This is a genomic window from Streptococcus mitis (assembly GCF_001579035.1).
GTDB lineage: Bacteria > Bacillota > Bacilli > Lactobacillales > Streptococcaceae > Streptococcus > Streptococcus mitis_J.
This window is the reverse complement of the sequence record NZ_KQ970336.1, coordinates 1-348: the sequence shown is the minus strand read 5'-3', so window position 1 is coordinate 348 and position 348 is coordinate 1. Positions and strand designations below refer to the sequence as shown.

Below are 348 nucleotides of genomic sequence, written 5' to 3'. Positions count from 1 at the left end.
AAAGTTAATGTAGGAAAAGATAGTTTTGAAGGTTATACATTGACTATCGGTAAAAAAGTTATCGGAGAAATTGCCGAATTAGATGGACAATTTGCCATCATAAAGAATGGGAATGTCGATAGTTTTTATAAAAAATTGGAAAAAGCTGTGGAAATGTTGATTGAAAATTATAATTTAGCAAAATAAGTCTTGTTTTTTTGAAATTTTCATGATATAATAGTCCATGTTGATTGTAGGAGAGATAGCGAAGAGGCTAAACGCGGCGGACTGTAAATCCGCTCCTTCGGGTTCGGGGGTTCGAATCCCTCTCTCTCCATTTCATCAATGGGGTATAGCCAAGCGGTAAGG

Annotated in this window: 1 protein-coding gene and 1 tRNA gene; both read left to right on the top strand. The window is 36.2% G+C overall.

The features are described 5' to 3' along the window. Nucleotides 1-186, top strand: a 186-nt coding sequence (locus SMIDD26_RS10960) for a DUF2969 family protein (protein ID WP_061440110.1), incomplete at its 5' end; no start/stop codon positions are given. A gap of 49 nt (nt 187-235) precedes the next feature. After that, nucleotides 236-316, top strand: a tRNA-Tyr gene (locus tag SMIDD26_RS10955). The last annotated feature ends 32 nt before the right edge of the window (nt 317-348 follow it).